The organism is Sphaerochaeta associata, assembly GCF_022869165.1.
In the GTDB taxonomy this organism is placed as follows: domain Bacteria; phylum Spirochaetota; class Spirochaetia; order Sphaerochaetales; family Sphaerochaetaceae; genus Sphaerochaeta; species Sphaerochaeta associata.
Map to the genome: position 1 here is coordinate 1,902,695 of NZ_CP094929.1, position 26,833 is coordinate 1,929,527.

Consider the following 26,833-nt stretch of genomic DNA (forward strand, 5'->3'; position numbering starts at 1 on the left):
AGAGGGTTGGAAACACTTTATATGAAAGGGCTAAATAGTATATTTAGACAAAAATAACACCATGGTATAGAAGGAATAAGGGTAATGAACGAATCTACCAACCAATTCTATCTTGATCGTCAGAATCAAACCGAATCCAATGCACGTACCTATCCCCGCAAGTTCCCCATTGCAATCAAACAAGCTAAAGGCTCCTACCTTATCGACGTAGAGGGCAACAAATATCTCGATTTTCTCTGTGGTGCAGGCACACTAGCCCTTGGACACAACGACGATGAAGTCAATCAGGCAATGATCAACCTTCTGACCAACGACTTTCCCCTTCATACCCTGGACCTAACCACTCCGATCAAAGACACCTTTGTACAGACTCTCTTCAGTCTGCTTCCCGAAGAATTGAGAACCAATGGTAAAATCCAGTTCTGCAGCCCCAGCGGCACCGATGCCGTCGATGCAGCGATCAAGCTGTGCAAGACTGCAACCGGACGTTCTTCGGTCATCGCCTTCGGCGGCGGGTACCACGGCATGGGTCACGGAGCCCTCGCCCTCACCGGCAATCTCAATGCCAAAAGCCAGGTCAACGGCCTGATGCCCGATGTACATTTTTTCCCCTACCCCTACTCATACCGCTGCCCGTTCGGTCTTGGCGGAGAAGCGGGCGTCGATGCCGCCTGTGCAGTCTTTGAGCGAACGCTCAAGGACCCTGAAAGCGGTATCACCAAGCCTGCCGCAGTTATTCTTGAGACCATCCAGGGTGAGGGAGGCGTCGTCCCGGCTCCTATCAAATTCCTGCAGACGGTGCGCCGTGTCACCAAGGAACTCGACATCCCCATGATAGTCGATGAGATCCAGTGCGGAATCGGACGCTCGGGCAAGTTCTTTGCCTTCGAGTATGCCGACATTGTACCCGATGTCATTCTTGCCTCCAAAGCAATCGGTGGCTCCCAGCCGATGAGCGTGGTCATCTATCACAAGGACCTTGATGCCTGGCAGCCTGGTGCACACGCCGGGACCTTCCGCGGCAACCAGCTTGCCATGGCTGCAGGTACTATTGTCATGAATCGCGTGAGCAAGCCTGAATTCCTGGCTGAAGTTGTTGAGAAAGGCCAGATGATCGTCGACCGCATGACTGCCTTGATGCAGGAAGTCTCCATCATCGGGGACATCCGCAACAAAGGACTGATGCTCGGCATAGAGTTTGTCGACCCTCACGGGCAGAAGGACCAGCTTGGATCATTGCCCCAAAGCGGCGTCATTGCCGCTAAAGTACAGAAAGAGTGTTTCAACAACCGCCTGATCATGGAGAAAGGTGGAAGGTACGGTTCTGTCATGCGCTGCCTGTGCGCCCTCAACGTTACCAAGGATGAGGTTAGACTCATGCTCGATATCGCCGAGAAGGCAATCCGCAAGGTGGATGCAGATGTCAACTCACACCGATAAGCTGCCGTATTTCCTGGGTTTTGATGCGCGGTCCAAGGACGCATACCGCTCGATAATCGACCAGACAGTCCAGGCCGTCACCGATTCGGTGACCGATACCGGCGCCTACAAAGGCGCCAGTGTCGAAGAATTGCAAAACCTGATGGAGGCTGCGACCATTCTGCCGCAGCAAGGATGCGGCTGGGAGGCTGTGCTTGACGAAGTGAAGAGGACCATTCTTCCCAACTTCCTCAGGACCTGGTCGACCAATTACATGGCACACCTTCACAGCCCCGCCCTCTTGGAGTCGATCGCCAGCGAGTTGATCCTATCCACCTTCAACCAGTCGATGGACAGCTGGGACCAGTCTCCCATCGCCACTGAAGTGGAGGTTGCCGTCGTAAGCGAACTATGCAAGCTCTACCGGCTGGGAGACGATGCCGACGGGGTCTTCACCTCAGGAGGCAGCCAATCGAATCTCAGCGCACTGACATTTGCCCGTGACTGGTACTGCAACACCGTCCTTGGTCATGACGTAAAGAAAAAAGGCCTGCCCTCCTGCTATCAGAAGCTCAGGCTTTACACCTCCGAAGTCTCTCACTTCTCCATGGAGAAAAGTGCTCATCTGCTTGGACTCGGCTACGACGCTGTTCGCAAGGTGCCGGTTGACAACCTTTGCAGAATGGATGTGAACGCACTGAAAGCAATGCTTGCCGAAGATACCGAGCAGGGTCTGCTTCCCTTCTGCGTTGTTGCAACCATCGGTACGACCGATTATGGTTCGGTCGACCCGGTTGATACGCTTCGGGAGCTGTGCGACCGGTACAATATCTACCTGCATGCAGATGCTGCATACGGAAGCGGAGTACAGATGTCGTCGACGTACCAGGACCGCTTGGGAAATCTTGGGTTGTGCGATTCCATCACCGTCGACTTTCACAAGATGTTTTTGCTGCCCATCAGCTGTGGTGCCATCCTGATAAAAGACCGCTCGCTCTTTGAAGTTTTCACCCTGCATGCCGATTACCTGAACCGGGAAGAAGATGAAGAAGCCGGCTATACCAACCTGGTAGGAAAGAGCCTGCAGACAACCCGCCGCTTCGATGCCTTGAAGGTGTGGATGGCCTTCCAGTGCAGAGGCAAGGACGGTTTTGCCTCCATCATCGACACATGCATCGAGAATGCCGCGTATCTTGCACAAGCGATTTCATCAAATGACCGGTTTGAACTGGCCATTGCACCCGAGCTTTCCAGTGTGGTATTCCGCCTCAAAGGAAGCTGTGAGAAGAACAAGCAGGTGAGACGGGAGTTGCTCCATCACCACCAGGTGGTCATCGGCCAGACGGTGTATCAAGGCAGGACCTATCTGAAGTTCACCCTGCTCAACCCCATGGTGACCCATCAGCACCTGGATGAGCTGCTTGTATTGATTGAAAAGCTGGGAAACTTGATTCAGTAGAGCGTTTACCATGCAAGGAGGGTCGAGGGCCGAAGGTCTTCGACCCTTTATCTCTCTCTTCATTGAGATCACCAGCGATACAGAACAAGAAACAGGGATATGGTTGAGAGAATGCTGAACAGCGTACCGACAAGGAAGTACTCACAGAACGCCTGGGAGTCGGAAAGCTGCTTGCTTCGAGCCAACGTCTTCGCTGCAATAACCCACCCGATAACCCCATATTGTCCAATAATCAACAGCAGGACAAGCATAAGCCGCTCCAAATAGCCGATTACCTTTCCAGCACCCTCCGTCCCTTCGCCGGGCAACGGCCGAAACCTTCCGAACAGCTCGGAGAACAAGACTGAGACCGGCTTTGCAACCCACAACACCAGAACGATGATTCGCAGTGCAGAAACATACCTGATTTCCATGGGAAAATCGGGGAACGCCCATACACTGACTCCTGCAAGTACTGCAATATGGCCGAGTTGATCCAGAATAAAGAGAACCGAATTGCGGGCGGTGACATGCATCAGCACATATTTCAGGAAATCGATAACGGCATGCGAAAGTACAAGAATGAGGAACACATACCAAGAAGAGATGAAGACCATGGGCAGAAAAGCGATGGTATAGAGCAACGAGTGGATGAAAACGGCTGTGATCTCTTGGCGTTTTCTGAGTGCAAGCTTGTCTGATTGAAAATAGAAATCTCCTAGTACATGCATTGCCAGCAGTACCAACAGGGAAATGCTCATGGATTATTTCCTCCTACGACTTGCAACAAGACTTGCTCGGTCTCTCTGCGTGTATCCAGAAAGGCAAACCAACCCATGGCTTGTATGGTAGTGTTTATTTGCTGGGTGCTCAGGCCCATCTCCTTGGCCAGCCGGGTTTGGGAGACTTTTTCAAATCCATGGGTAAGCAGATAGTGCCTTGCCAGTTCGAGCTGGGTGTTCTTCCACTTTGAAGAGACCTGGTCATGCAGAACCAACACTTGGTTCACCAGCCTTTTTACTGACTCAAGGTGCTTGTCCTTAAGGCAGAAGGCCAGGGTGCGTGTACCATAGTAGTCCTCTTGCTGCACCTGCTGCAAAGCAGTGCGAGCATTCCAGAATGCCGGACCATCGGCAAGAATGCTCTGCTTGGGATCGATGGCCGTCTCAATGGCACCGAAGCCAAGACCGATTCGTATTCCGCTTTGCACCGACAGTCCATACCTGATACCATCACAAATCTGGAGAATCGGGGCCGTTGGGAGAAACAGACCCTGAAAAGCATCGCCTGCATTGACCATCAGAAGGGCTGCCATATGCTGGGAATACCTGTTGTTGAGCGCATTCAGGGTTTCAAGCAAGAGCTCCTGCAGGGCCTTTCGGTCGGAAGCTTGCCTTGACTGTCGTATATCGCCTACCAATGCGTAGTATTGCATAGCATCAGTATAGCATACCGAACCATATAATCAACAATTTTCTATTGATATTTAATATATAAACACTTTTTTGTTGATTTTCTTAACTTCTACACTTTTTTGTTGATATTCTGGGCCTGCATGAACAATCCAAGCTTGCGATAGCTTGAGACAAAATCCTCATGCACAACCTTCTTGGGATCAAAGAGCAGCACCTTGAAGGTGATCTGGATGCAAAAGCCGATAAGAACGGCACTGAGCAGCGTCCCCCATCCCAAGAGGCCTCCCATGAGAAAACCTACGAGTGTGACACTGACTTCCATCGCCCCCCTGCAGGTCCCAACGGAGAACTTGGTCTTGCGGGAGAGCAGGACCATAAGACTGTCACGGGGTCCCGCCCCGAAACCGGATGAGATGTAGAAGTAGGAAGCCAGAGAGATGACGAACAAGCCCGCGATGAGCTGCACGACACCCAACACCGGATTGGAAAGTTCGGCAAACAACCCGCTTCCCAGCAGGATATTCATGAACAAACCTACGACCACCATATTGCATACCGTGCCGAAGCCCAGCGGCTCCCCGAACAGCATGACGGCAATGCCGATGACCAATCCAACCAAAATGGAAACAGTTCCGATTTGCAGTCCCAACACCTTTGCAAGGCCTGCATGAAACACTTCCCACGGAGCATAGCCGATGTGGGCCTGCATGGTGAGTACAATACCCGCAGCATAGAGGAACAATCCAAAGAACAAGCGAAACAAACGAATCACAACAGCCTTCATACGTCCTACCTTGGCGCTACCTTACCGAATTCACCGAGAAAAAGATAGCTCATGCTACCAGAATCGTTTCAAGTTCTCCGTTCTTACCACCCATCCCTCTCTCGGGAATCCAGGCGCATGAGATGACTCGCCTCTCCATCCACCCGCCATGAGGGCGAGAGCCAGCAGCAAGGCCCCGTTGCCCGGCAGGTAGAGCGGCAGGTCTGCTTTGGGCAGCTGTGCATTGTGCCCGTTTGCTGTATAGGTGTTCTTGGGAGAGTCCATCAACAAAAGATCTACAGCATCCTCTGCCCTACCGAGACGTGCCGCGGTCATAGCCATGAGGGGGAAGTCCCAGCCCCAGAGCTCATTGAGCTTCCAATGCTTGAGGACCTTGTCCAGCGAGTTGTTCATCAGGTTCCTATCCACATCCCTGCCGTCCAACAGACCGAGACTGAACAAAAGCGAAGGATGGTCGTAGGCATACGCTCCATAGGTGTCCGTGCAATGTTGCTGGGCCAGGTAGGCATTCCCGTCATGGGCAAGCGGGGCGATCTTGTCAAGCACGGCAAGCCAGTGTTCATCCACACTCCTGCCGGCTTCCTTGAGCAGGCTTACAGCCTCCTGGAGCGCCCATCGCCAATAGGAGAGCTCGAAGGTGGGATTGAGCGTCTGTTCAGGCCTGTGGTTCTCCTGTACCGGGATGACAGGAGGACCGAGTACATAGCAATCCCTACCTTCGTCGTACTGAAGGTAATCGACCATGAAGGCGGCCGTAGCCTCGATGACATCAATCCACTCTTTGAGCAGGGTGGACCGGGGATGGGTTTTTCTCAACAGGGATGCGTAGAAAATCGGATGCGGCTGCTGCCAACAGAGCAGCGTCCCGATGGAGGATGGACTGTCATTGCCGCTTGGGTCGGTCATCTTCGGCCAGCGTGCACCCTTGTATCCCTGGGACTTCGCCCGCTCGTATGCACCGCCGAGGATGTGCTTGTACCAATGCAATGAACGCTCCAAGAGTTCGGCTTGTGAGAACAAGGCAAAGTGGGCGGCATGCAGCAGATGCATCTCCAGATGGAACTTTCCATACCAGCTGTTGCAGGTAAGTCCGGTCTCCGGTGGAGGGGTTTCGCTGCTGCACTGGATTGCAAGCAGGTACCTGGAAAGCAGCATCCTGCGTTGCAACTCCCCACTCCGAGGGTCGGTGGAGAGGGAGAAATCGATGAAGGCCCCCTCGGTCCAAAAGCGTGCCCAATGATTTGCAGAAAGTGACTTGGTCCGGGCGAAAGAATCAACGGTCGGAGAAGACTCATCATCGCTCTTTTTGAAAAGAATACTTGCCTGCAGTACCAAATTGGTGGAGGAAAGTTCAAACGAATGCCGCCCGATTTGCTTCATATCACACTGCGTGCAGGCCTTGATGAGAACATCGTAACTGGTGCTGTCCATGCTGCGCTTGATGGTATGGGCGAATTGGGTCTCGGAGAAAAGGACACTGCTGTGATCAGCATCTCTTGTATAATCCGATCCGCTGATCGTGTGCGAGGCATAGGGAAAGTGAAGCACCACTGAAAGTATGCCGTTGGCTATCAGAGGCGACTCGACACTGAGCGAGATCTGGTCCTGGGTCGGATGACAAAGAGTTTGGACTCTGACCGGCTCTCCCCTGTAGACAAAGCTGCTGGTGATCAGGCCGCTGTACAGATCCAGGCACTGGTCGATCTGCCTCAGTGAAGTGACAAACGTCTCTTCGTCGGTGTCTTTCGCTTTCAATGCAATACGACCAAGATTGAACCGGTGGGGATTGACTCTCAGGTCGTTGAACAGCTCCTCCTGGCCGGTCGAATCGGTCATATAGCCGACTTTACGGCCGTCACAGTCGTACTGCTTGAGTGTAAGCAGGTCGTAGCGGGCATTCTCCTTGCCCTGATAGCTGTGCAGGCCCCACCAGCTCATCGTGCACAGAGGAGTTTTACCCTCCCTGGGATGCAGGAAGGACTGCAGGCCGGTACAATCGACAGTGAAAGCAAAATTGCCGTTTCCCACGCTGAGAAACGCATCAGGGTCATACGCATGCACCTTGGGGTTATGCGCCTCTACAAGTGTCCTACGCTCTAGCGGCATACCAAACCCCCATCCCGCTCTTCCAATGCCACAAAGAACGGTCTCTCATTCGGTGTCTTGTTGGGACTGTGGTAGGTCAGATACAGCACACCCTCGAAGGAGCGGAAGATCATACCATGACCTCCGTCACACTGGATGAGGGGTTTCTCCTGTTGCAGCCAAGGTCCTTGCAGTCTTCCAGAAGAACTGGCGGCATAGCCCATGGCATACCCGGTCTCGGAGACGGTGGACCAGAGCATCAGAAGGGTGCCGTCCTTGGTGCGATGCATGAACGGCCCGTCGGTTACCCGGGCATCGATGATGCCCGATCCATCACGGCGGGCAAGTTTTTTCGGCCAAACAGCCGATGAGGCCTTAAAGAGAAGCTCGGGCTCCCCCACCGGCCGGCAAAGATCGGCAGAGAGCCGCTGGGCCGCAATCTCTCCATCGTTGGTTTGCACCCATTCGTGGCAGAACACCATCCAGGGTTGGCCTTCTTCATCCAAGAAGAAGGTACCGTCCAAGCACTCCCAGGCAGCAGGAGTAGCAGGTTTTGGGGAAACAGGAGCAAACGGTCCCAGTGGTGATGAGGAAACGAGAATGTGGGTTCCCCTACGGTTCTCTACCGATTTGAATGAGGCGAACAGGTAGTATGCATCGTTATGAAAATGTACTTCAGGAGCCCAAAAGTTATGCGTCCCCCAAAAGCCTAGTGGCGGTGTAAAAATGGTGAAAGGACCTTCCCAGTGCACCAAGTCCGTACTTCTATAGGTTTCAAAGCTCACACCCTCCGCTTTCCAGGGGTCCTTGTCGGTAGTCCCATACAGGTAGTAACAATTCGACCTCCAGTCGGTGAGAATGAACGGGTCACGCATTTGGATCTCTTGCAGGCGCATGGCGGGTACTCCTTTTTCAAGCAAGTATACCCCACCTTCTCAAAGCTGCAAAGTAAGATTGCGTGCCCGTTCACGCACAATGCGCATCACTTGGTGAACGGTATAGTGTGGGAGGCATACGTACTGTGCTTGCTCCTGAGGTCATCCCGTGTCCCGTACGCAAGAATCATCCTGAGCTCACTACCGCCTGCATACAGGGAAGCAGGAACCGAGAATTCCAGGGTGGTTGTATTACCGCTCTCCTTGATCGCCTGCTGCTTGACAATCTTGTCCCTGGACGGGCTGTGACTGTGGCCCCTGCCGGTCTCCTCACTTATGGTCTGGCTGGTAAGTGCATCGAAGCCGATGACTATATGGGCGCCCTGCATTCTGTTCGACCCCAGCCCTATGGAAACCCAGCCCTTGGTCGGCGCTTGCAAGGCAAAGTGGAGCGTCTGTCCGTCACCGGACAGGGCGTAGCCCATCGTCATTCCGCGCAACTGTTCAACAACAGGGTACTCTTGGTTGGAGAAAATCCCGTCAACCTTCGGATCGACGGAAGCACTTGGAACAATTTGGGCTGTCAACGGCAGCGTCAAGGCGATAAGCAACACTATGGTCAGCTGTTTCTTCATAATCACGTTCCTCTTCTCTTTCGGCCTGAAAGCCGATAGTTCAGATACGACAGGAGGGAATAGACCATCCAAAGCACCAGCATGGACATCCCCCAAGGGTTGTAGGTAAAGTCGGACGTGGACGCCAGTACGACGTGGGCCAATACCAGAAGGCCGGTCGGAACCATCAGGTTGTGCATTGCACGGGCTTTCTGGTGAGTCAAGCCGCCTTTTGTCATAACGTTGGTCCTGATTGCGGCGAAAGCCATGCGTTTGGTCAGGATGGTATTGGCAAACAACATCAAAGCCGAAAGAATTCCGACAAAGAAGAGCACAAAGGCAAGAAGCCCGATCACAGCTTGTGTCGTTGAGAGGGTGAAACCGACATTCAGCTTGAGCAGGGCATGTGTTCCTCCCAATGCCAACAACAACAGGGGGGAGGTGCTGTGCAAGGTCCTCACCTGCTTTGCTGAAAGCAGTTTGAGCAGGAAAGCTGGCTGCGAAGCCAGGTAAAACTGGTTGCAGACCAACACAAATGCATAGACGCCGAACACAATGGACAGCGCATAAGCATCATAGCCGGTCCCGGCGGAAACCACGTAGAAGATCACAGGAATAAAGGGGGTAAGGAAAAATCCGAGATACGTCAATCGTTGTTTCATGTGGTCCTCCCATAAAACTCTAGGGTTTTTATAGGCTATAGGAGCCATGGCATACCGTCAAGGTTTGGAAGGCCCTAAAATCGTATTTTTCCACATTTTATTGCTTACAATACGCTTAAAAAACCCTCTCATAGCGTGTTGAACGAACCAAACCTCGAATTTCATAGGCTGAAAGAGAGCCTGATTCGTCTGCAAAAAGGTGATGGGTGAACAAGGGGTGCTCAAGATCGCAATACACACCCTCACCCACCCGTTTCAGATAGACCGGCCTTCCCTGCATCGGCTGTACCATGAGAATACCGTTTTTCATCTGCAATACCAGCGAATCCCCGTCACCGCCCTGAAAGACGGTCCGATCGAGTGAGGACCCAACAGGATCCCATTCCCTGCCGTCCGTATGGTTGATTGAAAGTCCCAAGGCCTCGGCACTGAGGGCATCGACAAGTTCCAACACATCGGGGAACCGGGTATTCAGCAGCACAATGACCACCAGATCCTCATCCTCAAAGAACCGCAGGCAGGTTGCATATCCCGAGCCCAAGTGCCCGGTATGCTCACGATATGCCCGGTCTTGCAGGGAACCGTGCATCCACCCAAGGAGCTTGGAAGGAACACCAAAAACCCCGGCTTTCCAGGCTTTTGCAAACGCGTATAGGTCGGAGACTGTTGAGGCAAGGTTGCCCGACCCGTAGGCATGGCTGAAGTGATACCCGGCGAGCAAATTGCCGTGTGCATGCCCTTTAGCCAGCTCGGGAGGACCGAAGTCCTCAAGCACGCATGTTGCAGCCATCCCCGCCGGCTGCAGGATGTACTCTTTCAGGTAGCTTTCATAGCTTTGATCGGCGACCGCCTCGACCAGTCGGGCAAGCACCTGATAGTTTGCATTGCTGTACTGATAGGTGCTGCCTGCTTTGCTTCTCATCGGTGCCTTTGCAATGGCATCGACCAAGTCTTCGAGTTCTATGAGTTCATAGGGGGAAATCACCCTCTGATCGGTAAGGTCCCGGATAAGGCCGGAACGATGTTCAACCAGATGTCGAATCGTCAGGGTGGGATTCGAAGCAAATTGCACCAGATATTCAGCGATCGGATCATCGAGGTTGAGTCTGCCTTGCTCCTGAAGAAGACCTATTGCCATGGCGGTAAAAGGTTTTGTCAGCGATGCAAGAGGAAAGAGCGTATGCTCATCGATTGCCTTTTTGCTCTGATGGTCTGCAAAACCAAAGCTTTTCTGGTATACGACCTCCCCGGTATCGGCAACCATGACGATACCGGAAAGATCAACAAGCCGGTCGATGTGCTCAAGAGCCTCATAGGGTTGAGACCATGCCCCGCCAGCGACCGCCAAACCAAGAAGCATGAAAAGCAGAACCTTCACCTTCCCTCCTACAGAACAAAATACCCGATACCCTCATGGTCGTACTTCTTTTTCACCAGCTCAAGGGCCTGTTCGATACCACCGAGCGTCTCCTCCTCACAATACATGATGAGGATGAAGTTCTCTTCAGGCCAAACATCATCGCCCAACTTGGGGATGGTGTTGCCCTTCCCGTGTGCGGTGGGGATGATGGTGTAATGCATGGGAACCTCATAGTGCTCAAGAGCCTGCAGAACGTCGTCCAGGATTGCCTGGGCTGCAATTATTTCGACCCTTCTCATCTCACACCTCCTCCAGGTAATTCTCGATTCGTTCCACATCCTTTTTCTGCTTGTCCTTGTTGAACAGCATATAGAGAACAGGGGTGAAGAAGATGGTCATCAGCGTACTGATCGCCATACCTCCGATGATGGTCTGTCCGATGGGCTGGATCTGCTCCGCTCCCTGCCCGCCGAAGAAGGCAAGCGGGATCATGCCGAAAATGGTTGTCAGACTGGTCATGAGGATCGGCTTGAGTCGGTTTCCGCCCGCTTCGATGCAGGCTCTTCTGATGGGAAGCCCGCGCTTTCTGAGGAGGTTGATGTACTCTATCAAGACAATACCATTGTTGACCACGATACCGGCAAGGATGACGATTCCGATTGCGCTGATCAGACTGAAGGTCTCACCGGTGATCAAATAGATGCCGACAACACCAACCATCATCAGCGGCATCGAAAGCAGGACGATGAAGGGGTTCTTGAAGGACTCGAAAAGACTTGCCATGACTCCAAAAACCAGTACGACGGCGAGGATGAGAATCAAGCCGACTTGGCTGAACATGGCAGTCATGTCGGCAAAGTCACCACCATATTCAATGAATACTTCATCCGAAAGGGGCAACTCTTTTTCCAGAAGTGACTTGATGTCGGACTCCGCCTGGCTTGCGGCGTAGTTGGGGGCAAGACCGCCGACTACATGCACCGTTCTCATCTCGTTCTCGCGGTTGATCGACACAGGACCTGTGGAACGCTCGATGGTGGCAAGGTTGTCCAAGCTGATCTTCTCTCCAAGAGCATTGCGGATGAAGATGCGCTTGAGATCGAGCTCGCTGGAACGGTCATCCTTATCCAGCATGACCACCACATCGGTATCGGTGCCGTTCTCCTTGAGTTGGGTTGCAGTAATGCCGTTTACACTGTTGCTGATCTCACTGGCGATGGTTTGCATCGTCAGGTTGTAGGCATAGGCGCGCTCGCGGTCGATGGTGATCCTCAGTTCAGGAAGGCCCTTGCTGAAATCGGTACGGACTTCGGTGACTCCCTTCAGGTTTGCATCGATGAGATCGCGAATCTTTTCGGCCGTTGCTACTGCAAGCTCGAGGTTGTCACTCTTCACTGCTACATCAACCGGGTTGAGGTTGCCCAAGCCCATGGACACCTGACTGAACGAAAAATCGGCGGCAGGATAGAGGTCGAAATATCGCCTCAACTTCTCTTGGACAACCTGCATGGAGTCGGCGCCTTCCTCATCGAGCAGGGAGATCTGAAGCGATCCGCCGTTCGTTCCCCCGGTGCCGAACATCCCGCCCCCACCGGCGGTAACGGTGATGTCCTTGTACCCCTTGATGTCCCGTTCGGCTTTTTCCTGGAGATCCATCAACAGGCTTTCCGTGGTTGCAAGCGTTGTACCCTGCGGCAGGGTGACACTCAAGGAGACCGATGTCTCGCTCATGGTCGGATAGAGCGACTGATGCATCGCCTGATAGGCCTGGAATGTAAGTACCATGATCAGGATGACCAGAATGAGGGTGAGCCATTTATAATCGAGAAGCAGGGCGAGGGCGCGCTTATAGCCGCGGTCGAGAGCTTCGAACGCAGCTTCGGCCTTGTCGTCGATGAATCTGAGCAGGCGAAGCTTAAGCGGCTTTTGCTTGCGTGTATACAGTTTCACATATGAGCTGGTGAGCACCGGAATCAACGTGACGGCAACCACAAGGGAGGCCAAAAGGCTGATGATGATCGTCGCCGCCATCGGGGTGAGAATTTCGCCGAGCATCTCCAGATTGCTTCTGAGCAACACCATCGGTACAAACACACAAACGGTGGTGAGAATGGAGGCGGTAATGGAGACGATCATCTCCTTGGTACCGAGAATGGCTGCGGCGTGCAGCTTTGCACCGCGTTCGCGATAGCGGAAAATGTTCTCCAGAATAACGATGGACCCGTCCACCGTCATGCCAAGACCCAAAATCAAGCCTGTCAGGGTCATAAGATTCAATGAGTACCCCATGAAGAACATCACCAGCACCGTTAGCAACATCGATATCGGTATTGAGATTCCGATGATGAAGGTCGACTTGACACTTCTGAGGAAGATGAAGAGCACCACCATGACCAGGACTATGCCGTAGAGCAGGCTTTCGTACACCTTGTTGATTGTCGATTCCACCATCTCGGTATTATCGACGATGACTTCAAGGCTCATCCCCTTGGGCAGTTCCTTGTTCAACTCCTTTATGACGTCCTTTACCCGTTTTGCCACCTGGACGCTGTTGGCATCCGACTCCTTGCTGACTGACAGATAAACCCCGCTCTCCCCGTTGATGTACACCTGGCTGGTCGCATCGCGGTAGGCGAAGGAAACTGTTGCGATATCCTTGAGGCGTACGACATTGGAACCTATCACATTCCCCTTCGCATCGTACTTGGGGTAGGCTGCCACCATGGCATCCTCGATCTGCTCGATGGAGTTGAATTGGGCGTCGGTGCGTAAGAGATACGACAGGTCACCTTCTATGAGGGTACCAGCCCCGATCTGGAAGTTTTGGGGATTGAGCGTGTAGGCCACCTGGGAGAGCGTAAGGCCATAAGCTTCCAAGCGGTTCTGGTCGACGGCAACCTGGACGAAAGCGTCCTGACCGCCGTTGATGGCGGTTGAAGAGACTCCTGCAACACGTTCAAGGCGGCTTTGCACCATATCTTCCAACACTACTCGAAGTTCATTGGCATCCTGGCCGCTTGAGCCGCTGAGCGCAATGTTCATGATCGGCATCATGTTGGTATTCAGCTTGAAGATTGTCGGTTTGGTTGCATCCTCGGGAAACATTTCAGTATAGAGGCTGATGTTGTCGTTGATCGATTGACTTGCCTTATCCAAATCGGTGCCGTAGGCAAACTCAAGCATGACCATTGAAATGCCTTCCGATGAGGTGGAGCTGATCTTCTTTATACCCCCGACATTGGAGACGGCGCTCTCGATGAGCTTGGTGACCCTGCTTTCCATAGTCTCAGGGCTTGCCCCCCGGTAGGAGGAGTAGACAATGACCATGGGCAGGTCCATTTCAGGAAACAGTTCAACCGACAAATTGGGATAGACCACCAAGGCAAGCACCGTAAGCAGAATGTAGATGATGATAATGGTGGTGGGGCGGCGAACTACAGTATTGGTTAGACTCATGCTTGCATTCCTTACTGCAGGATACGCACGAGCGTACCCTCGGTCATCAGGCTCTGCCCTTGTACAATCAGCGTGTCTCCAACGGACAGGCCACTCGTGACTTGTACCAAATCGCCAACCTGCAGGCCCACTTCAATCAACTTCTTATGGGCAAGACCATCGGAGCCGACGGTGAATGTGTAGGCTTGACTGCCGGAGTACAGCAGGGCCGAGCGAGGAATCGCTACAACCTGCTCAAGACGCTCGGTATTGAGAATCACCGAGGGGAACATACCGCTTTTCACCTTGCGATCAGGGTCTTGCACCTTCAAGGTGATCTCCAAGGTTCTGGTGGCGGGATTGAGGACCGGGCTGAGCCTGATCACTTCGGCATCAAAGACTTGGCCGGGGTAGGCTTTGAAGGAGAGCCGGGCCTTGGTCCCGATTCCCACGGTTCCAATATGTCGCTCAGCGATATCCAGCACTACTTCCAAATCCACAAGCAAACCTATGCGGGCAACGGGAGCCTGCACGGAAACGACCGACCCTTGTACAAAAGGAAGCAGCAGAACCGTTCCCGAAACAGGGGACTTGATCACACTCTCCTTGTAGGTTACTCCAGCCCTGGAAGGATCGACCGTGGCGATAACCTGGTCCTTTTCAACCTTCTGGCCGAGCTTCACGGCAAGCGAGGTGAGCGTTCCGGTCACTTCGCTGTAGACATCGATGGAGGAAGGATCGATTACGTTGCCGTTTCCGACGATGGTGTTCTGAAGGTCGACATGTTCCAGCTTCATCACCCGCACGCTTACCTCCACAGGACCGTCGTCCTCAGATGCAACGGGTGTGGCCTGAAGTGCCTTCAGATACTGGAAGGGATTGAGAACCACCAAGGCAGTGGCTGCAATTATGAGGATAATCAGGACAATCAAGCCTGCAATATGCTTTTTTGAATGCTTCTGTTTCATACTTAGATCAACTCCTTCGTGCGATACTGGTGTTGGATATTCAAATCATAGATAAGATCGATGAGAGAGGATACATATTGGAACTGAAGAGCAAGAACCTGCTGTCGCGCTCCGAGCAAATTGTTCTGGGCTTCCTCCAACGCCACCCTTCCGATATAGCCGCTCTCATACTGAATATGGTTCATGATATAGACTTTCTCGGTGAGCTCCAGACTCTGGGTGGCAAGCTCTGCTTGACTGGCAAGCATGTTCAAGCTCTGCACCTGCCCCACTACACTCACTTCCAGTTGCTTGACCGCCTGCTGTCGCTGGAGGGCAAGCTTCTGTACAGAGTCATCCAGCTTGGCAAGGCCTACCTTTGTGCGGGAGTTGGGAATGAATCCGTCGAGGGGAATGCTGAGTGCAACAGTATAGGTAGCGGAATCGCTGAAATCGTTGATCGGATTCCTTTCGCTCCACAAAGAGATATCATAGGTACCCTTTATCATTATGGTCGGGAGCAAGGCCTGTTCGCGATTCTGTTTCTGCGTCATTCTCATCTGAGCAATGTTCAAATCAATCAGTGCGATGGAGTAGCTCTTTTCCAAATACTCCTTCAAATCCTGCACCTCGAGCTCCTTGATCAGAGAGGGAATCTCTCCTTCAACCACGAGTTCCTGATCCAACTCCATGCCAAGCATTGCTTTCAAGGTAAGAAGGTTCGAAGCGTACTGGTTCTTAGCCTGCTGCAGTGAAGGCTTGAGCCGTTCGGCCGCCAACTGGCTGGAAAGCACTTCAAGCTCTGAGGCGAATCCCTGCTCAAACTTGAGTTGCACTTCTTCATATTGCTTCTGAGCCAGTTCAAGATTTGCCTGCTGAACGCCGATGTTCTGTTCTTCCATCAGCAGGTAGTAGAAAAGCTTGGTGATGGTACGTTCCACCTCCGCTTTTGCCTGTTCGTACGTCACCTGTTGAATCTGGTATCCTATATGATAAGAATCCAATTTACTCTTTACGGCTGGATTCAGGGTGAGCGTCGCAGAAAGGCTGAGCCCAAGTCCGGTATTGGCAGCAGTTGCCCCTGGAAATGCTTTAAAAACAGGACCATTCCCAACATTGGAAAGTGTCAAATCGACTGTGGGGATGAACAAATTCCAAGAGGTATCGACATCTCGCTTTGCAGCATTGACATCTATGGCTGTGCTGGTAAGCGAAAGATTGTTGGCTCGTCCTGCCTGCAATGCTTCATCCAAGGTAATGGCGGAGAGTGCAGAGAGGGGAAAGAAAAGAAGCAGCAAGAGGGCTGCCTGTATCAGTACTTTTTTGGACATAATTATTCCTTACTCGTGGAAACAACTAAACAATACTCATGTCGAGAAAAAACGGCAACTGATGCTACAGGAAAATGTCATGAAAATCATAAATCTTCTATGACGTTTCCTCACTTGCAGATATGGAATATCACAGAATGTTTGTCAGCATCCGCTTTTTTGCTCTCCAGTTTTGCTTTATACATGCTCGCATCGAGTTGTTGCAGGAAGGCATCGAGATTGGGGTATTGCTCGCGTATCAATGGAGCACATCCTGCACTCAGGGTGAGCATATACGGGCACTCTCCTGCCGCATTGGACTCTGTGAGAATTTGTTGCAACCTCTCAAGCATGCGGGCAATTTCGCTTTTGGGAAGTTCCGGGGTGAGCAGGGCGAACTCATCACCGCCATAGCGGCTTACCACTGTATGCCTTGGAACCGCTTGCTCCAAGAGGCGGGCAATGCGCATCAAAGCTTCATCACCTTGGGCATGGCCGAAGGTATCGTTTATGTATTTGAAGCCGTTGATATCCAACATGAAGGCCCATTGGGGGTTGATGCCTTTCTTTTTGGAGAATGCAAGATCAGCCACCTTTTGAAAGTACCGGCGATTGAACAGCCCTGTCAGGTAATCACGATTGACTTGGTTTGCCTCTACGTTGAAAAAGAGAATCAAAAGCGAGATGGCGAGGCTGATCCACAACACCTCCAACCCGTAGAACATGACCTGCAATATCCCTGCAATGAAAACCGGGAATGGGAAGACAAGCAACGTACTGTATATTTTTCGTTCCAGTTGCTTATGATTGAATACAAGGTAGATGGGTCCAAGCACCAAGTACAAGTAATTGCTGATGACGGTCAGAAAGAAGTATGGTCCCCTGCTGTACTCAGAGAGCTCGTTGACCACGAACAACCATCCAGTGTGGATGCTTATCACCGAAGTCACGGCGACAAAGAGGACGGGAGTAACAAGCAGCAACAAAAACCATCGTTTCGTACGCTTGCCGACGACATGCTGTATATAGAGAAAATAGAATACGCCTACCGTTGGATTGAGCGTATAGAATATCGCCGTGACCACCGCCACAAAGAGAGCCAAAGACGCTGTCGGAGCGGAGATGCCAAGAATATCAATGCAGAGCTCACATGCCAATAATGCAAAATTGGTTGCCCAGAGCGCTAGAAAATACCGCCCCTCTTTTTCAAGCCTGCCTTGTTGCTTGAGGAAAAAATAAAGCAGGATCACAAGCAAAAGCATACCGGTTACACTGTTCTGAACATAATACAGCACGGCGATGGACTCCTTCTCTTGCAATGAAATCGAAGCCAGACACCCTTGCTAAAGGGTACTGCAACAGAGTCTGTAAGTCTAGAAATTGTCGTTGGATACTATGGTAATAGTATCGGTATTGCGATGTTTGTTCTTAAAATCGTCGAAATTTAGGGCACAAAACTTGCGCCGGTGTTCCATCACCTGTACGATAAAGCATGAGCGAATGCACACTAGAGAATGAATTTCTCTGCAAACACAGTATGTTCGGAGGACTTAGTGACGAGGACCTCTTGTTGATCAAGGGTTTTCTGCAGGAGCAAACCTTTGCTCCAAACACTACGATTCTTCAACAGGGACAGAGCAACAACAGCGTGCACTTCATCGTTGAAGGGGAAGTAGCCATCGTTCGCCGATCGGAGTCGAATAAAAAGCAGAGCAGAATCATCACCACCCTGCATAAAGGCGACTCGTTCGGGGAGATGGAGCTGATCGACATCCAAAGCTGTGCCGCCTCGGTAATCAGCCAGAGTGAAACCCGTATCATCACCCTGTCGAACAAGGATCTCTATAAAATTTCCTTGATCAATCTGAAGACCTATACCATGCTCATCCTCAACCTGGCCCGGGATATCAGCCGCAGGCTTCGGTCAGCGGACGAGATGCTCGCCTTGGTCAAGAACCGAACTACACTTGTGCCTGTTTCTTCATCCTTGTAAGAAAAATTACCATCAGAACGGGGAACAAGGCCCCGATGAGCATGCCGCTTCTCAATGCTGATTCCTCAAGCGTCAGATGCCTGAGCCAAGGGGCCACCTGTACGAGGGTGGGAGTGACGTCGGCTGTAAGGCCGATGAGCCAGGGGCCGAACGCCGCCCCTGCATCGCCGCCGGCGGCAAGGAAGGCAAAGAGCGAGGATCCTGCATAAGGGAATCGATTGGCCCCGTTGACGACCGAGCCCGGCCATAGGAGGCCGCTGCCGAGACCTGCAAAAATACAGGCGATGAGACTGATGACAGGAAGCGGGCTGAACGCAGCTATCAAGTAGCAGGCAACGCAGAGAATACTGCCTGCCAGCATGGCCTTATAAAGCGGGAATTTGTCCCCCCACGAGCCATAGACAGCACGTATGGTACCCAGCAGGAGGGCGAACAGGCACAGCCCCACAAGGTCGCCGACCTCTTTGGGAAGCCCCAGGGATGCTTCCACAAATGCACTTGTCCACTGTGACATGGAGACTTCGGTGGCTCCACCCACGGCGATGCCCAGCACCACGAACAAGAAGTAGCGTGAGCTGAGAAGCTCCCGAATTTTCGTACGTTTCTCTTCACTTACCGCAGGTGCAAGGGGAACACGAAGAAAGTTGAAGAAGTTTATCAGGGGGAAGACCGACCAGATAAGCACCAGTATGGGCCAGTTGCTGCGGCCCAGCAGCTTGATCATCAGTGTTGTTCCAATGACTACGACGATGAATCCCCATGCATAGAAGGAGTGAAGCAGGCTCATCGCCTTCTCCTTCGAGTCATTCGGTATCGATTGGACGATTGCACTGAGCAGAAGCTCGAACAGGCCGCCCCCGATCGAGTAGATGACCGTGGCCACCATCAAGCCTAGATAGGGATTTGATGGAAAAAGCGTCGGGGCGAACGCCAGCAAGAGGAACCCTATGAAGGCCAGGAAGTGGCCCAATGTGATGAACGGCCGCACCCCCCACTTGTCCACCGGACGACTGAAGACCAAATCGGCGACAATCTGGGTGAAAAAGTTGAGCAGCGTCAATCTTCCGGCCTGCTCGAAGGTGATGCCGAACTCATGCATGAACGTCACATATAAAAGCGGGGCCAGGTTGCACGTCAAAGCTCCGATGAAGTTTCCCAAATAGCAGGCACGGATGGTAGATCGATACATGAGGCAGAGTATACGACAAGAAAAGGGAAAAAGGAACCTTAATTCTCCAGATCCAGACTCTTCAGATACCGTTGTACAATCCTATGGTTCTCGCTGTCGATATACAGATCCGGATGGTTGAGACAGAGCCTGCTCAAGACTTCTGCAACCGTGTAAGGCGCATCATCGGTGGCAAACCCCTTCTCATAGAGGAATGAAGACAGGGCATCCCTGGCATTATCCCGAAAACCTTTCAGAACTTTTGCCTCAATGGCTTGAAGTACATCGTTGCCTGTCCTACGCTCCTCCTGCAGAAAGATCTGCAGGGCCTCGTAGTAGGCGGCGCTTCGGTTCAGCTTCAAATCATCGTCGGACAAATCATGGATAGTGAACACCTTCGGCCTTCCGGTTTGAGCCAGCTGCTGGGCTTGTGCAACCAGGGCCAGGCGCTGCCGGTACTGTTCTCCTGCCCTTGCCACCTGCCCAGCATTGACAAACCCCCGCTTCATATGGGCATACAGCTCTTCGCTTTCAGTGCACAGATACCAGCTGTGCAAACTCCCTATCGGCTCGTACAGAAGCGGTGACGGAATATTCAGTGCCTTTGCATACGCATCATAGTCTTGCACAGGATCGATTACGGACAACGTATCCACCTTCACCGCAGAGTAAGGACTCTCTTGGATACGATAGCTTCGTTTTACATCCTCCAACCTGATCACCTGCAACGCCCCCTTTGCCACATCCTGAAGCTTGGTCACCTCATCAAGTTGTGCAGTGCAATAGAAAACCTGCCGGTCCTTGGAAATCTCAACAATGGCCTCTGCAATCGCCAACGATCGCTGGTCGTCGCTGTTGGCCATCAATTCGTCAAAGAAGACGGGAAAGTGATACTCACCCCCGCTTTCCAGCATCTCCAGAAAAGCCATTCTCACTGCAAACAGCAGCTGCACCCTCGTACCACTGGAGAGCTCGGCAAGGGAGAAGCTTCGTCCCAGGGTGGTATCCACAGCATTGAAGGTGCCGTTGCCCATACCAAGGGAAAAGCGGTTTGCCGTAATACGCAGCAACCAATTACTCGCATGGCGGACCACCTGCGGTACATGAATCGATTCCGACTCTTGCTTCACCTCCTCAAAGAGGGTGTACACCATGCGCTCGTGCACTTCCTCTCTTCGTTGGGCCTCCAAAGCCTCCTTGGCCGCCTCGTAGCTGAACAGGGCTTCCTCCAACTTGGTATCCGAGCACAACGAATCATACCGCTCCCGCTTTCTCCCGTACTCTTCACGCAGCTCCTCCAGCTGCCCGAGTTCGGCCTCTGCATCGGAGACCATATCCATGACTTCGTCCAGCGAGGTGCTTGCAGCAAACTCAATGATCTCCGGCGGATAGGTATTGAGTGATTGCTCATACCCACGCTTTTGATCTTCAAGCCCACGATACTGTTCATACTGACTCTGCAGGTTTTCCAGAGTCTGCAGGTCGCCTGAGGCAAGCTTAAGCCGTTCGAAGAGCTTTTGCAAATCCGATGCAACGGTACCCTGCCTCTGTTCTTCCTGTACAAGCAGCTCCTTTTGGCTTTGCAAGCGGTCTTGAAGCTTGGATGCATTTTGGATGGTGTGTATCAGATTCTGCGAGCCGGCTGTGATATCGACAACCTCGGTCTCCTGCAACCTGCACAGCCGTGCCAGATCAAGTGCCGCTGCTTGGAGCTGCTTTCGTGCATGCTGCACCTGTGCAGCACTCTGATCGTGGGCACTGACTGCGTGCACCCAATCCTTGAGGAGAGGAGACAGATGGAAGAATTGCGAGCCTTGCAGATCCGGCTCCTTGGTCAGGTTGAGAGCCCTGCTCGCTTGTTCCCATTCATCAAGCCAGGCATCATAAGCATCTTTTGCCTGCTCCAGGGTTTGTACGGCGTTTCTTCGCCTCACATTCTCCCCTTCCATGCGCTCCAGATCGGCCATCCTGGCGAGGACTTTCCTAAGCAGGTTCGAAACGCCTGCAACATCAAAAGATTCGAGGGCGAAGTGACCCAGCTGATTTTCCAGCCTGGCCTGATAGGAAGCCAGCAAAGTTTGAAGCGACTGGTACTTTTCATTGGGTATGTTCCTGGAAAAAACCAGTCCGAAAATGGCGACTGCCAAGGTTCCGAGCAAACCGAGCATCGGGGAGAAGGTAATGGATAGCAGCGAGCCGAACAAGGAGAGGGCGACTGTGCCAAGAAGCAGTACTTTACGGGAGTGACGCTTGGTTTTCGGCATGGAGTTCACACTGCCGAGGGTCTCGATGCAAAGAAGCAGTGTTGTCTTCAAAGATTCCAGTCTCTCTTTTTCCTGCAAATCGACCTCGACCAGCTCCCCCAGTTGCCGCAGGTGGGCTTGCGAGGCAGCGAGATTGCAACGAAGCGGTTCGCAACTAAGAGCAAGCTTGGCAAGCTTTTCCACCATGCTTACCAACTTTCCTTGGTCCGGTGCCTGGCTCACCAGCCAGGAAAGTTGTTCTTCACACACCTTCAAGGCACTCTTGGTACTCTGCAGTTCCTTTTCAGTCGAGCGTACCTGGTTTTCAAGCTCCTTGATTGCATCGATCCGAGCGGTAATGACCTGGATAAAATTGGGGTCGGCGAGGAATTCAGGGTCGACTATAAGGTTGTCCAAAACCGCTTGGTCGACCTTGATGGAGGCCTGCCGCTCCCTTACCGCTTCATCGGCTTGCTCCAAGGCTGCTTGCAATGCTCGGGCATCCTTGAACGTGTGCTCATTCAGCAGGGCAAGAGTACTGTCATACCCCTGCAGGTCGGCCAGCAGAGCCCGTCTTTTCTCAAGCGTCTGGAGATACGCTTGCACCGATTTCAACCGTTCAGAGGTTTGCTGCAAGTAAGCCTGACGAGACAACTCACGTTCAAGTCGGGCTATTTCGGTCTTCAGAGAAACATTTGCTTGCAACTCGGTTCGGATCGCATCATAAGCCTTATAAGCTTCCGTAACGCTGCTTGCAAGCTTAATTCTCCCATTGGAGAACGCTGCAATACCTTTGGCTTGCCGAAGCGCGAGCTGAAGGTCGATCCCGCCCTGCATCTCTTTCTGGATGGCTTGGAGAAATACACCCTGAGAACCCACAGATTCCAAAAGCTCGTGCAACGGGAACCAGTAGGCATCCGCATACTCATCATTACGTCCGGGCAGGCGAATCTCTTCTCCTGTATCGAGACGCTTCTGTACGAGCCTGCCCTGTGAAAGGCTCAGATGCCACGTCTGCCCTCCCGACATCACAAGGGCCTCAGCTTCCAGGTTTTTCGGACAATCCGATGCGAACAACAGGCCGCGCATGGTCGAAACCATCGTGGTCTTGCCTACGCCGTTTGGTCCATGAACGACATTCAGACCACCGTGGAGAGAGCGTAAATCCGGAAAAGTATGGCTGGGAAAGCCTGGAGCGCGAAAGAGGGAGAACGAAGTGAATTGATGCTGTTTTGCCATTATCGTTCTCCTTGCTTTTGCACTATCATCGCTTGGAGCAGCCGCATGCCGGCTTGCCTGGCTAGATTAGCAGCTTCTTCCAAACTCAGGCTTGAACTGTCCAGCCTGCTGTACGCCGAGCTGTTGCAGCTCTCTTCGTTGAGGCTTTGATACTGCCTCGCCAATCGGTCCAACTGCACTGGATCGAGCAGTTTTTTGGCAAGCATGGCATCGGGCCCGCTTCCCTTCGACAGTTGATGCAAGTCGATTGCAAGCTCGGTTTGGTCCTCGTAGCGATCGAGCAAGTAGGCGACAACACCTTGTTCCTCTATGAAGAAGGCATCGTCGTCCCCGATCTTTTGCATGACCTGCCCAAGGTTGAGAGAAGGATTGAGCGTGCCGGTGAAGACAGCCTTCACATACAGCGTCCCTTCATACTTGAGTTCGTGTATACAATTGCGGATGCTCTTGGTAAGGTGTTTCTGTATCCCATCGGCATCCTCGATGCCGCTTACATCAACGATGAAGGTCTCATAGCGATAGGGACAAAGGGGAATGAAGAGCGGCGGCTTGAAGTGCAGGTCCCCTTCCGTTTCCAAAAGATAGACGCCGTGCTCGCCCATCTCATTCACATCGAGTGCATAGGGAGAACCACAGTAATACGCTTGTGCTTGTCCGACTTTTCCCCTCTTGTGAATGTGGCCGAGCATCCACAGTTCCACCTTGCTTCGGATAAGATCCTGCTCTTGGACCGGTGCATAGGCAGAGAGCGCAGTGCCGTAGTCGGCATGCAGCAATCCCAGATGTATGAGAGAGGGATTGAGCAAATCGCTGGGAAACTTTTTCAGAGGATTCTCTTTTTCATGGCTTGAGGGAAATGACCAGCCGAGAAATCGGACACACCCGATGTCCAGACTCTCCCATTTCCCGCCAAGGCCGAGGATCGTGATGGCATCGCTGTCCTGCACCAGGCTGGGAAAGATGTTCCAGTCATGATTGCCCCCCACCCCGACGACCCTGATGCCTGCTTCCTTGAGCGTCTGCAATCCTTTGAGCAAGGGGCCGTATACCGAAAGCCAGGCTTTTTCCTGCTCAACCACATCGCCTGCCAACACAACAACGTCGACAGCGAGGCTGAGGGCTTTCTCCACAATGGCATCCCAACTACTGTGCCCGGATTGAGCGAATTCAGGCTTTCTGCCCATATGGATATCTGCGCATGCCAGGATTTTCATACTGCCTCCAGTGCATCGAGTATACCACATTGACAGACGGGAGAACCATCGAATACCGACTATTGTGCGATCATGAACGATCATCCATCAGCACTACGACGCTACCCACCTTATGTTTGGTATCGACTCGTGCGTGAGCTGCTGTTATGTCCTGCAACCGATATGTGCTGTCAATAATCGGTTTCAACGTTCCCTCCTCGAACCATTGGCGCAGTTGCTCCAATTGATCCCTGGTCTCCTTGGCAACGCTGCTGCCTCCTACCGTTAGGAAGATACCTTTGTCGGATAGAAGTCGTCTCCTCTCGGCTGCCGGCATTTTTCCAACAGCATCAAACACAACATCGAAGCGAGTGGAACAATCAGCGAGCTCTTTATTGGTGTAGGATAAAAATGCATCCGGCCCCAAGGAAAGCACGGCCTCGCGGTGCATATCGCTCGCACAAGCCGTCACACGAAAACCCATACGTTTGGCAATTTGTACTGCCATGCAGCCCACCGCCCCCGAGGCTCCATACACCAGTAATGTAGACCCAATCTTGGATGAGGCTTTGTTCAAAAAAAAGAGCGCTGTCGTTCCACCGAAGACCAATGACACCGACTCTGCATCAGAAGCTTTGACGGGGCACTTGGCCATTGCCGCTTTGATGGGGACGGCGACATACTCGGCATGACAACCGAAGCCAAGACCCGGGGTGCAACCAAAGAGCCGGTCGCCTACCTGGAAATCTGTTGCCAACGATCCAACCGCTATCACTTTACCAGAGAAAACAGTACCCAGAATCGGCTGTTTGGGTCTTTTCCAACCCATGACCAGTCGCAGGATAACTTTCAAAGGACCTGCAACGTCCAATGCCCTCGTCCGCACATCGGCAGAGTTCACTGACGATGCCCCGATTTGCACCAATACGTGGTCATCCTTACAAACTGGGATTGGAACTTCACAGAGGTGTACCACTTCAGGAGGACCGTACGATTCATACACTGCTGCTTGCATCTGTTTAAAACCTTCTTTTATAGTCTGTTGGTTGGTGGTTGGCATACGTCCGCAATAGGTGAACGACAAGATGTCAATGAGTAATCGAAGGCACGAAAGGTTTACTTATTGTTCGGACAACCACAACGCCCGGTCGCATACCAGAACATAGTTACAGTGTACAAGTCCAACCATCGGAGTTCAAGTTCAGGGCGACAAGCCCAGGATTCCGAACTGGCCCGAAGATGAATCATCCCAATCATTCCTCAATAGTCACGCTTTTACTTGTTTGGAAATGAAAACTCTGGACATGGAAGGCTGTCTCCATCGATCAACATGCAAATGGGAGGCTTTCGCCCCCCATATCATGTAACTATTCTCGTACCTATGGACTTACTTGTCCAAAATCGCCTGCATCTGGCTGTGAATGGCGGCAGTCCCTTCGGCTGCGGAGACCTTGCCGCCGAAAATCTGGGCGACATGGTCGTTTACGATTCCAAACCATAGGCTGAAATCAGGGCCGGCCGGGAACGGGACAGCATGTTCGGCAGCCTTGAAGAAGGTGTCCACATTGATGTTCTTGAAGTTTTCCAGGTACTTGGGCTGAGCCGCCTTGTAGGCGGGAATGTCAATGCCTTCCTCGGCCTGGATGGTGTTGCCTACTTCACCGGTGATGAACTTCACGAAATCCCATGCAGCATTCTTGTCCTTGGTGAATGCGGAGATGACATAGCCCAATCCGCCAAGCACGGAGGTGTTTCCAGCCTCCTGGTTGGGCATGGTGATCAAACGGACTTTGCCGTTCTTTCCAAGGGTGGATTCTTCAAGAACTACACTCTTCCACGAACCCACATAGAGGATGGCACCCTTTCCCGAGAGGAAAAGATCGGTACCGTTGGTATCGGAGAGCACTACGTAGGGAGCCAGGAGGCCGCCGTCCATCAAGTCGACCACACGCTGGTATGCCAAGGTTGTTTCCTTGAGATTGTACCCGGACTTTGAGAAGTCTTCACTGATCACATACCCGCCGCTCTGGTGGGCGAAGTTGAAGTGTGAGGGCTGGGCGTCGAGTTCCATAAGAATGGGATACTCATCACCGCCGCTTTTCTTGATCGCATCGCGAAGCTTGGTTGCAATGGAAACCATATCGGCCCAACTCCACCCTTCGGAGGGAAGAGCGACACCGTACTTCTCAAACAGCTCGACGTTCAAGGCGACTGCAACGGAGTCGAGACCCTTGGGCATGCCCCAGGTCTTGCCTTCGTATTGGTTCATCTTCACCATGGCCTCTACATAGTTGTTCATATCGACCTTATCGCGTGCGATGAACTCATCAAGGGGCTGGAGAATCCCACCTGCGACATACTTGGGAAGGTAGGTGTTCATCCAGAACACATCCGGTGCACTCTTACTGCCCGCCGCTGCATCAAGTTTTGTCCAATAGCTGCCCCATGGGGTGAGCTCGATGGTAACGGCGACCTTGTCCTGTGATGCATTGTACTGATCGACGATCTTCTGGATCGCCGGTTTCTGGTACTCATCCCAGAGTGCAAGTGTCAACTGCGTTTTTGCCGGTTCTTTTGCACCAGCGGCAAAAACAAACGAGGCACCGATAAGAAGCACAAGCGCCAATACGAAACCCTTTTTCATTTGAAATCC

General features: G+C 52.4%; 21 protein-coding genes. 3 read left to right on the forward strand and 18 right to left on the reverse strand.

Annotation, left to right across the window (positions count from 1 at the left end; translation table 11 throughout):
- Positions 1 to 84: 84 nt before the first annotated feature.
- Positions 85 to 1,440: a diaminobutyrate--2-oxoglutarate transaminase family protein gene (locus MUG09_RS08825; protein WP_244771051.1), complete on the forward strand. Its 1,356-nt coding sequence runs from the start codon at positions 85 to 87 to the stop codon at positions 1,438 to 1,440.
- Complete coding sequence (locus MUG09_RS08830; protein ID WP_244771052.1) at positions 1,421 to 2,878, forward strand: pyridoxal phosphate-dependent decarboxylase family protein; 1,458 nt, start codon at positions 1,421 to 1,423, stop codon at positions 2,876 to 2,878. Before MUG09_RS08825 ends, MUG09_RS08830 begins: the two co-directional genes overlap by 20 nt.
- Before the next feature lie 68 nt (positions 2,879 to 2,946).
- On the opposite strand, the gene MUG09_RS08835 is transcribed toward MUG09_RS08830, so the two are convergent.
- From MUG09_RS08835 to MUG09_RS08895, 13 genes are all read right to left on the reverse strand, one after another.
- Complete coding sequence (locus MUG09_RS08835) at positions 2,947 to 3,618, reverse strand: DUF3307 domain-containing protein (protein WP_244771053.1); 672 nt, start codon at positions 3,616 to 3,618, stop codon at positions 2,947 to 2,949.
- Complete coding sequence (locus MUG09_RS08840) at positions 3,615 to 4,292, reverse strand: SatD family protein (protein WP_244771054.1); 678 nt, start codon at positions 4,290 to 4,292, stop codon at positions 3,615 to 3,617. Before MUG09_RS08840 ends, MUG09_RS08835 begins: the two co-directional genes overlap by 4 nt.
- Positions 4,293 to 4,381: 89 nt before the next feature.
- Positions 4,382 to 5,056, reverse strand: coding sequence for a YczE/YyaS/YitT family protein (locus tag MUG09_RS08845; protein WP_244771055.1), 675 nt, complete (start codon positions 5,054 to 5,056; stop codon positions 4,382 to 4,384).
- A gap of 54 nt (positions 5,057 to 5,110) precedes the next feature.
- On the reverse strand, positions 5,111 to 7,162 hold the full coding sequence (locus tag MUG09_RS08850) for a hypothetical protein (RefSeq protein WP_244771056.1): 2,052 nt from the start codon (positions 7,160 to 7,162) through the stop codon (positions 5,111 to 5,113).
- Positions 7,153 to 8,037: a glycoside hydrolase family 43 protein gene (locus MUG09_RS08855; protein WP_244771057.1), complete on the reverse strand. Its 885-nt coding sequence runs from the start codon at positions 8,035 to 8,037 to the stop codon at positions 7,153 to 7,155. Before MUG09_RS08855 ends, MUG09_RS08850 begins: the two co-directional genes overlap by 10 nt.
- A gap of 86 nt (positions 8,038 to 8,123) precedes the next feature.
- Positions 8,124 to 8,651, reverse strand: coding sequence for a DOMON domain-containing protein (locus MUG09_RS08860; protein ID WP_244771058.1), 528 nt, complete (start codon positions 8,649 to 8,651; stop codon positions 8,124 to 8,126).
- Positions 8,652 to 8,653: 2 nt separating this feature from the next.
- A complete protein-coding gene (locus MUG09_RS08865; RefSeq protein ID WP_244771059.1) occupies positions 8,654 to 9,292 on the reverse strand; it encodes a hypothetical protein in 639 nt (212 codons plus the stop codon).
- A gap of 115 nt (positions 9,293 to 9,407) precedes the next feature.
- Entirely contained in the window at positions 9,408 to 10,670 is a 1,263-nt protein-coding gene (locus MUG09_RS08870) for a serine hydrolase domain-containing protein (protein ID WP_244771060.1), read from the reverse strand.
- An 8-nt stretch (positions 10,671 to 10,678) separates the two neighbouring features.
- Positions 10,679 to 10,951, reverse strand: a complete 273-nt coding sequence (locus MUG09_RS08875; RefSeq protein ID WP_244771061.1) for a PG0541 family transporter-associated protein — start codon at positions 10,949 to 10,951, stop codon at positions 10,679 to 10,681.
- A 1-nt stretch (position 10,952) separates the two neighbouring features.
- On the reverse strand, positions 10,953 to 14,108 hold the full coding sequence (locus MUG09_RS08880; RefSeq protein WP_244771062.1) for an efflux RND transporter permease subunit: 3,156 nt from the start codon (positions 14,106 to 14,108) through the stop codon (positions 10,953 to 10,955).
- Positions 14,109 to 14,119: 11 nt separating this feature from the next.
- Entirely contained in the window at positions 14,120 to 15,055 is a 936-nt protein-coding gene (locus MUG09_RS08885; protein WP_244771063.1) for an efflux RND transporter periplasmic adaptor subunit, read from the reverse strand.
- Between the two features lie 2 nt (positions 15,056 to 15,057).
- Positions 15,058 to 16,365 carry a TolC family protein gene (locus tag MUG09_RS08890; protein ID WP_244771064.1) on the reverse strand — a complete coding sequence of 436 codons (1,308 nt, stop codon included), beginning with the start codon at positions 16,363 to 16,365 and terminating at the stop codon, positions 15,058 to 15,060.
- 110 nt (positions 16,366 to 16,475) lie between these two features.
- Entirely contained in the window at positions 16,476 to 17,639 is a 1,164-nt protein-coding gene (locus MUG09_RS08895; RefSeq protein ID WP_244771065.1) for a GGDEF domain-containing protein, read from the reverse strand.
- A gap of 197 nt (positions 17,640 to 17,836) precedes the next feature.
- Here MUG09_RS08895 and MUG09_RS08900 point away from each other — a divergent pair, with 197 nt between their 5' ends.
- A complete protein-coding gene (locus MUG09_RS08900) occupies positions 17,837 to 18,337 on the forward strand; it encodes a cyclic nucleotide-binding domain-containing protein (protein WP_244771066.1) in 501 nt (166 codons plus the stop codon).
- Here MUG09_RS08900 and MUG09_RS08905 read toward each other — a convergent pair.
- The 5 genes from MUG09_RS08905 to MUG09_RS08925 all read right to left on the reverse strand — a co-directional run bounded on the left by MUG09_RS08905 (position 18,306) and on the right by MUG09_RS08925 (position 26,824).
- Positions 18,306 to 19,526, reverse strand: a complete 1,221-nt coding sequence (locus MUG09_RS08905; protein ID WP_244771067.1) for an MFS transporter — start codon at positions 19,524 to 19,526, stop codon at positions 18,306 to 18,308. The two genes, MUG09_RS08900 and MUG09_RS08905, sit on opposite strands and share 32 nt — an antisense overlap.
- A 38-nt stretch (positions 19,527 to 19,564) precedes the next feature.
- The gene (locus MUG09_RS08910; RefSeq protein WP_244771068.1) at positions 19,565 to 22,987 is read right to left on the reverse strand and encodes an AAA family ATPase; all 3,423 of its coding nucleotides are present in this window, start codon (positions 22,985 to 22,987) and stop codon (positions 19,565 to 19,567) included.
- Positions 22,987 to 24,201, reverse strand: a complete 1,215-nt coding sequence (locus MUG09_RS08915) for a metallophosphoesterase family protein (RefSeq protein ID WP_244771069.1) — start codon at positions 24,199 to 24,201, stop codon at positions 22,987 to 22,989. The genes MUG09_RS08910 and MUG09_RS08915 overlap by 1 nt, the downstream gene beginning before the upstream one ends.
- A 70-nt stretch (positions 24,202 to 24,271) precedes the next feature.
- Positions 24,272 to 25,195, reverse strand: coding sequence for an NAD(P)-dependent alcohol dehydrogenase (locus tag MUG09_RS08920; RefSeq protein WP_244771070.1), 924 nt, complete (start codon positions 25,193 to 25,195; stop codon positions 24,272 to 24,274).
- Positions 25,196 to 25,567: 372 nt separating this feature from the next.
- Positions 25,568 to 26,824, reverse strand: a complete 1,257-nt coding sequence (locus MUG09_RS08925) for an ABC transporter substrate-binding protein (RefSeq protein WP_244771071.1) — start codon at positions 26,822 to 26,824, stop codon at positions 25,568 to 25,570.
- Between the last annotated feature and the right edge of the window lie 9 nt (positions 26,825 to 26,833).

What these genes read in the sequence shown, in the direction of transcription:
- MUG09_RS08860 (WP_244771058.1), bottom strand. Translation starts at nt 8,651, where the DNA reads ATGAAGAAACAGCTGACCATAGTGTTGCTTATCGCCTTGACGCTGCCG.
- MUG09_RS08890 (WP_244771064.1), bottom strand. Translation starts at nt 16,365, where the DNA reads ATGTCCAAAAAAGTACTGATACAGGCAGCCCTCTTGCTGCTTCTTTTC.
- MUG09_RS08825 (WP_244771051.1), top strand. Translation starts at nt 85, where the DNA reads ATGAACGAATCTACCAACCAATTCTATCTTGATCGTCAGAATCAAACC.
- MUG09_RS08900 (WP_244771066.1), top strand. Translation starts at nt 17,837, where the DNA reads ATGAGCGAATGCACACTAGAGAATGAATTTCTCTGCAAACACAGTATG.
- MUG09_RS08845 (WP_244771055.1), bottom strand. Translation starts at nt 5,056, where the DNA reads ATGAAGGCTGTTGTGATTCGTTTGTTTCGCTTGTTCTTTGGATTGTTC.
- MUG09_RS08905 (WP_244771067.1), bottom strand. Translation starts at nt 19,526, where the DNA reads ATGTATCGATCTACCATCCGTGCCTGCTATTTGGGAAACTTCATCGGA.
- MUG09_RS08885 (WP_244771063.1), bottom strand. Translation starts at nt 15,055, where the DNA reads ATGAAACAGAAGCATTCAAAAAAGCATATTGCAGGCTTGATTGTCCTG.
- MUG09_RS08920 (WP_244771070.1), bottom strand. Translation starts at nt 25,195, where the DNA reads ATGCAAGCAGCAGTGTATGAATCGTACGGTCCTCCTGAAGTGGTACAC.
- MUG09_RS08880 (WP_244771062.1), bottom strand. Translation starts at nt 14,108, where the DNA reads ATGAGTCTAACCAATACTGTAGTTCGCCGCCCCACCACCATTATCATC.
- MUG09_RS08915 (WP_244771069.1), bottom strand. Translation starts at nt 24,201, where the DNA reads ATGAAAATCCTGGCATGCGCAGATATCCATATGGGCAGAAAGCCTGAA.
- MUG09_RS08855 (WP_244771057.1), bottom strand. Translation starts at nt 8,037, where the DNA reads ATGCGCCTGCAAGAGATCCAAATGCGTGACCCGTTCATTCTCACCGAC.
- MUG09_RS08840 (WP_244771054.1), bottom strand. Translation starts at nt 4,292, where the DNA reads ATGCAATACTACGCATTGGTAGGCGATATACGACAGTCAAGGCAAGCT.
- MUG09_RS08835 (WP_244771053.1), bottom strand. Translation starts at nt 3,618, where the DNA reads ATGAGCATTTCCCTGTTGGTACTGCTGGCAATGCATGTACTAGGAGAT.
- MUG09_RS08830 (WP_244771052.1), top strand. Translation starts at nt 1,421, where the DNA reads ATGTCAACTCACACCGATAAGCTGCCGTATTTCCTGGGTTTTGATGCG.
- MUG09_RS08925 (WP_244771071.1), bottom strand. Translation starts at nt 26,824, where the DNA reads ATGAAAAAGGGTTTCGTATTGGCGCTTGTGCTTCTTATCGGTGCCTCG.
- MUG09_RS08910 (WP_244771068.1), bottom strand. Translation starts at nt 22,987, where the DNA reads ATGGCAAAACAGCATCAATTCACTTCGTTCTCCCTCTTTCGCGCTCCA.
- MUG09_RS08850 (WP_244771056.1), bottom strand. Translation starts at nt 7,162, where the DNA reads ATGCCGCTAGAGCGTAGGACACTTGTAGAGGCGCATAACCCCAAGGTG.
- MUG09_RS08865 (WP_244771059.1), bottom strand. Translation starts at nt 9,292, where the DNA reads ATGAAACAACGATTGACGTATCTCGGATTTTTCCTTACCCCCTTTATT.
- MUG09_RS08875 (WP_244771061.1), bottom strand. Translation starts at nt 10,951, where the DNA reads ATGAGAAGGGTCGAAATAATTGCAGCCCAGGCAATCCTGGACGACGTT.